Below are 9,223 nucleotides of genomic sequence, written 5' to 3'. Positions count from 1 at the left end.
CGGCCGGCCCGGTCGTCCCGGTGCCGGCGGCGGCGGTCGCCCCGGTGGTGGCGGTGGCGGTGGTTACCGCGGTGGCGGTGGCGCACCCGCCGGAACCGGCGCACCCGCCGGTGGTGGCGGGTTCCGCGGTCGTCCCGGTGGCGGTGGCCGTCCGGGTGGGCCCGGCGGTCGCGGTGGCGCGGCCGGTGCCTTCGGTCGTCCCGGTGGCGCACCCCGGCGTGGTCGTAAGTCGAAGCGGCAGAAGCGCCAGGAATACGATTCGATGCAGGCCCCGTCGGTCGGCGGCGTGCGGCTGCCTCGCGGCAACGGTGAGGTCATCCGCCTCGCCCGCGGCGCGTCGCTGTCCGATTTCGCGGAGAAGATCGACGCCAACCCGGCCGCATTGGTCCAGGCACTGTTCAACCTCGGCGAAATGGTCACCGCGACCCAGTCGGTGAACGACGAGACCCTGGAGCTGCTCGGCGGCGAGATGAACTACGTGGTGCACGTGGTCAGCCCCGAGGACGAGGACCGCGAGCTGCTCGAATCCTTCGATCTCACCTACGGCGAGGACGAAGGCGGCGAGGAAGATCTCGAACAGCGGCCGCCGGTGGTCACCGTCATGGGCCACGTCGACCACGGTAAGACCCGCCTGCTGGACACCATCCGTAAGGCCAACGTCCGCGAGGCGGAGGCCGGTGGTATCACCCAGCACATCGGCGCCTACCAGGTGATGACCCATCTGGGCGAAGAAGACCGGTTGATCACCTTCATCGATACCCCGGGTCACGAGGCGTTCACCGCTATGCGTGCCCGCGGTGCGAAGGCCACCGATATCGCGATCCTGGTGGTCGCCGCCGACGACGGCGTGATGCCGCAGACGGTGGAGGCGATCAACCACGCGCAGGCGGCCGATGTGCCGATCGTCGTGGCGGTCAACAAGATCGACAAGGAAGGCGCGAACCCGGAGAAGATCCGGCAGCAGCTGACCGAATACAACCTGGTGGCCGAGGAGTACGGCGGCGAAACCATGTTCGTCGACATCTCCGCCAAGCAGGGCACCAATATCGACGCCCTGCTCGAGGCGGTACTGCTCACCGCGGACGCCGCCCTGGATCTGCGGGCCAATCCGGAGCAGGACGCCCAGGGTGTGGCCATCGAAGCGCATCTGGACCGCGGTCGCGGCCCGGTCGCCACGGTGCTCATCCAGCGCGGCACGCTGCGGGTCGGCGATTCGATCGTGGCGGGCGACGCCTACGGCCGTGTCCGGCGCATGGTCGACGAACACGGGGCCGATGTCGAGGCGGCACTGCCGTCGCGACCGGTCCAGGTCGTCGGCTTCACCTCGGTACCGGGCGCGGGCGACAACCTGCTCGTCGTCGACGAGGACCGGATCGCCCGGCAGATCGCCGACCGGCGCAATGCGCGTAAGCGCAACGCACTGGCCGCGCGTAGCCGTAAGCGGATCAGCCTCGAGGATCTGGATGCCGCGCTGAAGGAAACCAGCGAGCTGAACCTGATCCTCAAGGGCGACAACTCCGGTACCGTCGAGGCGCTGGAAGAGGCCCTGCTCGGCATCGAGATCGACGACGAGGTGCGCCTGCGGGTCATCGACCGCGGTGTCGGTGGTGTCACCGAAACCAACGTCAACCTGGCGTCGGCATCGAACGCGATCATCATCGGGTTCAACGTCCGGGCCGAGGGCAAAGCCACCGAACTGGCCAACCGCGAAGGCGTGGACATCCGGTACTACTCGGTGATCTACCAGGCCATCGACGAGATCGAGAGCGCGCTCAAGGGCATGCTCAAGCCGATCTACGAAGAGGTCGAACTGGGCCGCGCCGAGATCCGGGCGATCTTCCGGTCGTCCAAGATCGGTCTCATCGCCGGCTGCATGGTCACCTCGGGCGTCGTCAAGCGCAACGCCAAGGCCCGCCTGCTCCGCGACAACATGGTGGTCGCCGAATCCACGACGATCAGCTCGTTGCGCCGCGAGAAGGACGACGCCATGGAGGTCCGCGAAGGCTTCGAATGCGGTATGACGCTGACGTACTCCGATATCAAGGAGGGCGACATCATCGAGGCCTACGAGTTGCGCGAGAAGCCGCGCGACTGACTGTGATTCGGGCCCGGACTCCGCTGTCCGGGCCCGGTCATCGATATCGGCACGAGAGGCCCGGGGACCCGCCGCGCACCGGCGGGCCCCGGTGTCGCGTCGTGGCTATAACTGGGAGGTTGCGTGTACCTCGGTGCACTCGAATTCGACATCCTGCTGGGTGATGTGCACTCTCTGAAGGAGAAGCGTTCGGTGGTGCGGCCGATCCTGGCCGAACTCCAGCGTTTCGGGGTCAGCACTGCAGAGGCCGGGGAACACGACCGCTACCGGCGCACACTGCTGGCCGTGGCGATGGTGTCGGCCGGGATGGATCATCTGACGGCCGTGCTCGACAAATGCGAACGCCATGTCGCGGCCCGTCCGGAGTTACAGTTGCTGGCAGTACGCCGCCGCGTCTTCGGACCCGAGGACTGAAAGGGAAAGGAGCGGCCATGGTGGATCAAGCCAGGGCACGCCGGCTCGCCAAACGGATCTCCGCGATCGTGGCCACCGCGATCGAATACGAGATCAAGGATCCGCGGCTGCGTTTCGTCACCGTCACTGACGCCAAGGTCACCGGCGATCTCCGCGAGGCGACCATCTACTACACCGTCATGGGTGAAACCGTCGACGCCGAACCCGACTACACCGCGGCCGCTGCCGGACTGGAGAAGGCCAAGGGTGTGCTGCGGTCGAAAGTGGGCGCAGGAACCGGGGTGAAGTTCACCCCGACCTTGGCGTTCGTTCTCGACACCGTACCCGACGCGGCCCGGGAGATGGAGGATCTGCTGGCCCGTGCGCGGGCCGCCGACGACGCGGTCGCCCGGGTAGCGGCCGAGGCGAAACCCGCCGGCGACGCCGACCCGTACAAAACACCGCGCGACGACGACTGAGCCGCGGCCGCCATGACCACAACCGGTGCCGCCGTGGATTACGCGGCGGCCGTACGGGTGCTCGATACCGCGCGCTCGGTCACCGTCCTCTGCCATGTCCAGCCCGATGCCGACACCCTCGGTAGCGGGCTGGCCCTTGCCCAGGTCCTGCACCGGCGGGGTGTACCGGTGCGGGTGTCGTTCGCCGAACCCGCCGAACTGCCGTACGCGCTGCGCACACTGCCGGGGTCGCGGTTCCTGGTCCCGCCGGCCGAGGTACCGGCCGAAGTGGATGTGCTGGTGACCGTCGACTGTGGTAGCGCGGGACGTTTGGGTGCGCTGGCCGGTCGGCTGGCGGGCGCCCGGACCACGCTGGTGATCGACCACCACCGGTCGAACACCCGATTCGGGGCGGTCAACCTGATCGATCCCGATGCGGTGTCCACGGCCAGTGTGCTCACCGCGCTGTTGGATCTGTGGCAGGAACCGATCGACGCCGATATCGCCCACTGCCTGTTCGCGGGGCTGGCCACCGACAGCGGATCGTTTCGCTGGGTGACGCCCGGCACGCATGCCCTGGCCGAACGGTTGCTGGCCACCGGGATAGACGGTGGCGCCATCACCCGAACCCTGATGGACACCCATCCGTTCGCCTGGTTGCAGATGCTGTCCACCGTTCTCGCCTCCGCCCGGCTCGAGCCGGAGGCCCACGGCGGGACCGGTTTGGTCGCCGCGTTCGTGCTGGCTACAGACCTCGACGGGGTCCGCCAGGAAGAAGCCGAAAGCGTCGTGGATATTGTGCGGGCGACCGCGGAGGCCGGTATCGCCGCGGTGTTCAAAGAGGCCCGGCCGGTCGACGAACGGCGGCGCTGGACGGTATCGCTGCGCTCCAAGGACAGCGGTCCCGGAACAGATGACGGCGCCGATGTCGCGGCCATCGCCATGAGTCTCAACGGCGGCGGGCACCGGTACGCGGCCGGATACACCACCTACGGGGAACCGGAGCAGATCCTCGCCCAGTTGCGCAGCGCCCTGGCCTGACGATTTCGGCCGTCCGTGGTCGGCGCATGCCACAGCGCCGGTGGCGGACCGACGACCGAGTTCCCGGGCCCGGCGACCGTGGGCGGCCCGGTTCCGGGCCCCACGAAAGAGGTAACGGGGGCTGTTTGCGCGTGGGCACCGGCACCTCGAGCGGGGATATGAGATCGCCCGGCGCGGCGTAGTGCAGCCGCGCCGGATGGCCGAGAGCGTCCGTGGACGGCGCCGGTCGAAGGTCACAGGAGTCACGGCGGCCGGCACCGGTCTCCGGAGGAAAGCCGGCCGCTCCCCGGCCGGAGCAATGGGTAGCGGCCGACGGTGCCCGAATTCCACAATGGTCTCCGCAGCGACCACCGGTGTAGCGGCGCCGTTTCACGGGGACCGAGTGGGCAGCGGGACAGGTGTGTCGGGGAGTTCGGCTAGCGTGCACGCCGGGCGCGCGGCCGTGGCTCGCGGGTCTCCTGCGAGATAGGTGAGCATGACAGGGAGTGATATGCAGACCGAGGTGACCGCTTCGCCGGAGGTATCCGCCGGCCCCCGGCGCATCCTGGGGCTGGCCCTGCCGACTCTCGGCGTCCTGGTGGCCGAACCGATCTATCTGCTGTTCGATCTCGCGGTGGTGGGCCGGCTCGGCGCGCTGGCGCTGGCCGGGCTGGCGGTCGGTGGCCTGATCCTCACGCAGGTGAGTTCCCAGCTGACCTTCCTGGCCTACGGTACGACCGCGCGTTCGGCCCGCCGGCACGGTGCCGGTGACGAACCCGGTGCGGTTGCGGAAGGGGTGCAGGCCAGCTGGCTCGCGGGCGGAATCGGAGTGCTGATCTTGCTGGTGGTCCAGATCGCGGCCGTCCCCGTCGCGGGGGTGATCGCCGGCGACGCCGAGATCGCGGCGGAGGCGCTGGCCTGGATGCGGATCGCCCTGTTCGGCGTGCCCCTCATCCTGCTGTCCATGGCCGGGAACGGGTGGATGCGCGGGGTTCAGCAGACTCGCCGGCCGCTCACCTATGTGGTGGCGGGGCTCGCGCTGTCCGCGGTGCTCTGCCCGCTCCTGGTGCACGGCCTCGCCGGAATGCCGCGGTTGGGCCTGCCCGGATCGGCGGTGGCGAACGTGATCGGTCAGCTGGTCACGGCGGTGCTGTTCGTGAGCGCTCTCGTCCGGGCACGGGTACCACTGGCGCCGCGGTTGCCGGTGATGAAGGCGCAGCTCGTGCTGGGTCGTGATCTCATCGCGCGCAGTCTGGCGTTCCAGGCGTGCTTCGTTTCCGCCGCGGCGGTGGCGTCGCGGTTCGGGGCGCCCTCGGTGGCGGCGCATCAGCTGGTGCTGCAGCTGTGGAATTTCCTCGCGCTCACCCTCGATTCGCTGGCCATCGCGGCGCAGACTCTCGTCGGTTCGGCCCTGGGCGCGCGCAATGCGGCCGGCGCGCGGTCGGTGGCCCGCCGGGTGACCGCCTGGTCGACGGTGTTCGCGCTGGGGCTGGCCGCGGTGTTCGCCGCGGGAGCCGCCTGGATTCCGCCACTGTTCACCACCGATGCCGCGGTACTGGACCGGACGGGTGTGGTGTGGTGGTTCTTCGTGGTGATGATCCCGGTGGCCGGTGTGGTGTTCGCGCTGGACGGGGTGCTGCTCGGCGCCGGCGACGCGGCCTACCTGCGGACCACCACACTGGGTGCGGCGCTGCTCGGTTTCCTGCCGGCGATCTGGCTGTCGCTGGCGTTGGACTGGGGGATCGGCGGAATTTGGTGCGGGCTGATCGCGTTCATGCTGTTGCGGCTGGTCGCGGTGAGTACGCGGTGGCTGTCGGGCCGTTGGGTCCGGGTCGGGGCCGAGATCCCGGCATGAGCGAGTCAGGCCGGAGGCGGTAGCGAAGCGTGGCCACGCAGGGCCCTCGCTCATACCCGATGGACACAGCACGAGCGAGTCAGGGCGCCGGACCCCACCGGTGGTATGCGAAGGTAGGTGTGGTGATACCCAAGTTGATGGCGGTGAGCGATATCCATGTCGGTCACCAGGGCAACAAACCGGTCGTCGAGGAGATCCGCCCCGATTCGCCCGAGGATTGGCTGATCGTCGCCGGTGATGTCGCCGAACGCAGCGACGATATCCGCTGGGCCCTGAAGCTGCTGCGCGAACGCTTCGCGAAGGTGATCTGGGTACCCGGTAACCACGAACTGTGGACGACCGCCAAGGACCCGGTGCAGATGCACGGGGCCGCCCGCTACGACTATCTGGTGGCCATGTGCCGGGATCTGGATGTGCTCACGCCCGAGGACCCGTTCCCGGTGTGGACCGGGTCCGGTGCCGAGGCCTACGGCGGCGCGGTGACGCTGGCTCCGATGTTCCTGCTGTACGACTACAGTTTCCGGCCCGAAGGCGCCCGGACCAAGGCCGAGGGGCTGGCCATCGCCCGGGAACGCAATGTGGTGGCCACCGACGAGTTCCTGCTCACCCCGGACCCGTATCTCACCCGCGACGCCTGGTGCGAGGCCAGAGTCCGCGCCACCCGGCGCAAACTGGACAACCTGCCCGACGGCACCCCACTGGTGCTGATCAACCATTTCCCGCTGGTCCGCGAACCCACCGATATGCTCTGGTATCCCGAATTCGCCCTGTGGTGCGGTACCGAGCACACCGCGGACTGGCACACCCACTACAACGTCGTCTGCGCCGTCTACGGTCACCTGCACATTCCGCGCACCACCTACTACGACGGGGTCCGGTTCGAAGAGGTCTCGCTCGGCTATCCGCGGGAATGGCAGAAGCGCGGGAAACCCGAGAAGCTGCTCCGCCAGATCCTGCCCGACCCCGAGTACGGGCCGGGCGACCTGAACGATTGGGGTGGCCATTTCAAGGTGACGCCGGAAATGGCCGCCGCGGCCGCGGAGATGCGGGACAAGGCGCAGCGGCGCCGCGGGCTCGCCTGAACCGGCGGCCGGCGACACCCAGTAGGCTCACCGACGATGATCGAGACAATCCTGCCCGCCGATATCGCCTCCGCCGAGTTGCTGGACTATCCGGAGGATCTGAAAGCGCATCCCGCCGAGGAACCGCTGATCGCGAAATCGGTGGAGAAGCGGCGCCGCGATTTCATCGGCGCCCGGCATTGCGCCCGCCAGGCGCTCGCGCAGCTGGGGGAGCCGCCGGTGGCGATCGGCAAGGGCGAACGAGGTGCACCGGTATGGCCGCGCGGGATCGTCGGCAGCCTCACCCACTGTGACGGTTTCCGGGGCGCGGCGCTGGCCCATAAGCTGCGGTACCGCTCGATCGGGATCGATGCCGAACCGCACGAATCCCTGCCCGAGGGCGTACTGGATTCGGTGAGTCTGCCCGCCGAGCGGGAGTGGTTGCGTATCACCGATTCCGGGCTGCATCTCGACCGGCTGCTGTTCTGCGCGAAGGAGGCCACCTACAAGGCGTGGTTCCCGCTCACCACCCGCTGGCTGGGTTTCGAGGACGCGCACATCACCTTCACGGTCGAGGAGGCGGGCGCCGGGGCCGGGGCGGGTACGTTCCGGTCGGAACTGCTGGTGCCCGGGCAGACCGGCGACGGCGGTGTACCCCTCACCTCGTTCGACGGCCGCTGGCTGATCACCGGCGGATTCATCCTGACCGCGATCGCGCACAGCTGATGGCCGATATCCTGGGCGGTCTGCTGATCGTCGACAAACCGACCGGCCCGACCAGCCACGATATCGTGGCGCGGACCCGGAAGCTGCTGCACACCAAGAAAGTCGGGCACGCCGGAACCCTCGATCCGATGGCCACGGGAGTGCTGGTACTCGGTGTGGAACGCGCCACGAAACTACTGGGGCTGCTCACCCTCACCACCAAGGCCTACACCGCGACGATCCGGCTGGGTTGCGCCACGACCACCGACGACGCCGAGGGCGAAGTCCTGTCCACCGCGGCGGCCGGGCATATCGGCGACGCCGAGATCGACCGGGAAGTCGCCGCGCTGACCGGTGATATCCAGCAGGTACCGGCCACGGTGAGCGCCATCAAGGTCGGTGGCGAACGCGCCTACGCCCGGCACCGCGCCGGTGAGGAAGTGAAACTCGCTGCCCGGCCGGTCACGGTCTCCCGTTTCGACGTGCTGGATCGCCGCGATATCGCGGAGTCCGAGGTGGTGGATCTGGATGTGGCCGTCGAATGTTCCTCGGGCACCTATATCCGCGCGCTCGCACGCGATCTGGGGGCCGCGCTGGGAGTGGGCGGTCATCTGACCGCACTACGCCGCACGAGGGTCGGCCCTTTCACGCTCGAACATGCCCGGACCCTCGAACAGTTGGCCGAGGATCCCGTGCCGAGCCTCGATATCGATGCCGCCGTGCGGTTGTCGTTCCCGCCTCGCGTGATCGGCGCCGATGACGTCGAGAAACTGCGGGACGGCCGCTGGCTCGACCCGATCGGTATCACCGGTGTCCACGCCGCCCTCACCGCGGACGGACGGGCCATCGCGCTGCTCCAGGAGAAAGGTAAGCGCGCCGCCCCCGTGTTGGTGGTGCGCCCGCGCGGCCTGGTGGACTGAACGCCGCGCCGTTCCGGCGCCGGCGGCGCGCAGGTGGACCGGCCGGGCAGCGGAGGTTCGGTCGCCGCGATGCCGTTACCGCGGATCCGGACGCCATGATGACGCGGAACCGGGAGCCCGGCCGTGCCGGGTGTGAGCTGGGGCCGCAGCGGTATCGCGGGCGGCGAAAGCCGTTCTTCGCAGACATGCGGACGTCCAGAATCGATCCGGCGAAGCGGCTGACCGGATCCCGGCGACAACCGCGCAGTGCGGAACCGGTTCGCCGAACATCGGCTCGGTCGGGCTTCGCGACTCCGGTACGGCCCTCGGCTGAGCCTGGAGTGATCGACCTGATCAGTGTGGGGCTGTACACCGCGCCGGCGACCGTCGGATGTTCATCTACAGGTCCGGTGCCGCATTCACCCAGCCGCCCGGCTCGTCCGCGAGTCCGGGGGGGGGGGGGGGGGGGGGGGGGGGGGCGGGGGGGTTGGGCGGGCCGGCCTCTCGACGACCCGCACCAGCGGCACGGTTTGAGCGGGTCAGGCCCGTAGGCGGTATCGCAGCGTCACCACGCAGGGCCCTCGCTCATACCAAATGCACACAGCCGGTCGCCACGAGACGCCGTCAATCACCCCAAACGTCGGCGTCGATGGCGCGGCACACCGCAGAGCCTGCGTCCCGGACCGCCGCCGAGTGCCGGTTCCGGCGGCCGCGCCGGGCAATGGGTCAGGCCGGCC

8 protein-coding genes are annotated in these 9,223 nt (G+C 69.1%); all 8 read left to right on the top strand.

Features of this window, described 5'->3' with window-relative positions:
- On the top strand, positions 1-2,095 hold a 2,095-nt coding region (gene infB / locus QH195_RS22150), incomplete at its 5' end, for a translation initiation factor IF-2 (protein ID WP_280421655.1).
- A 123-nt stretch (positions 2,096-2,218) separates the two neighbouring features.
- Complete coding sequence (locus tag QH195_RS22145; protein ID WP_280401480.1) at positions 2,219-2,509, top strand: DUF503 domain-containing protein; 291 nt, start codon at positions 2,219-2,221, stop codon at positions 2,507-2,509.
- A gap of 17 nt (positions 2,510-2,526) precedes the next feature.
- The gene (gene rbfA, locus QH195_RS22140; protein WP_280421654.1) at positions 2,527-2,967 is read left to right on the top strand and encodes a 30S ribosome-binding factor RbfA; all 441 of its coding nucleotides are present in this window, start codon (positions 2,527-2,529) and stop codon (positions 2,965-2,967) included.
- Positions 2,968-2,979: 12 nt separating this feature from the next.
- Positions 2,980-3,987: a DHH family phosphoesterase gene (locus tag QH195_RS22135; RefSeq protein ID WP_280436842.1), complete on the top strand. Its 1,008-nt coding sequence runs from the start codon at positions 2,980-2,982 to the stop codon at positions 3,985-3,987.
- Positions 3,988-4,477: 490 nt separating this feature from the next.
- Positions 4,478-5,821: an MATE family efflux transporter gene (locus QH195_RS22130; RefSeq protein WP_280436843.1), complete on the top strand. Its 1,344-nt coding sequence runs from the start codon at positions 4,478-4,480 to the stop codon at positions 5,819-5,821.
- A gap of 122 nt (positions 5,822-5,943) precedes the next feature.
- Positions 5,944-6,903 carry a metallophosphoesterase family protein gene (locus tag QH195_RS22125; RefSeq protein ID WP_280436841.1) on the top strand — a complete coding sequence of 320 codons (960 nt, stop codon included), beginning with the start codon at positions 5,944-5,946 and terminating at the stop codon, positions 6,901-6,903.
- A 36-nt stretch (positions 6,904-6,939) separates the two neighbouring features.
- Complete coding sequence (gene npt, locus QH195_RS22120; RefSeq protein ID WP_280421651.1) at positions 6,940-7,608, top strand: 4'-phosphopantetheinyl transferase Npt; 669 nt, start codon at positions 6,940-6,942, stop codon at positions 7,606-7,608.
- On the top strand, positions 7,608-8,507 hold the full coding sequence (truB, locus tag QH195_RS22115) for a tRNA pseudouridine(55) synthase TruB (protein WP_280421650.1): 900 nt from the start codon (positions 7,608-7,610) through the stop codon (positions 8,505-8,507). Before npt ends, truB begins: the two co-directional genes overlap by 1 nt.
- The last annotated feature ends 716 nt before the right edge of the window (positions 8,508-9,223 follow it).

The sequence above is a fragment of the Nocardia carnea genome, from assembly GCF_029868855.1.
GTDB classification, from domain to species: Bacteria; Actinomycetota; Actinomycetes; order Mycobacteriales; family Mycobacteriaceae; genus Nocardia; species Nocardia carnea_A.
Note: the sequence above shows the minus strand (reverse complement) of the source record. Positions and strands in the feature narration are given on the sequence as shown.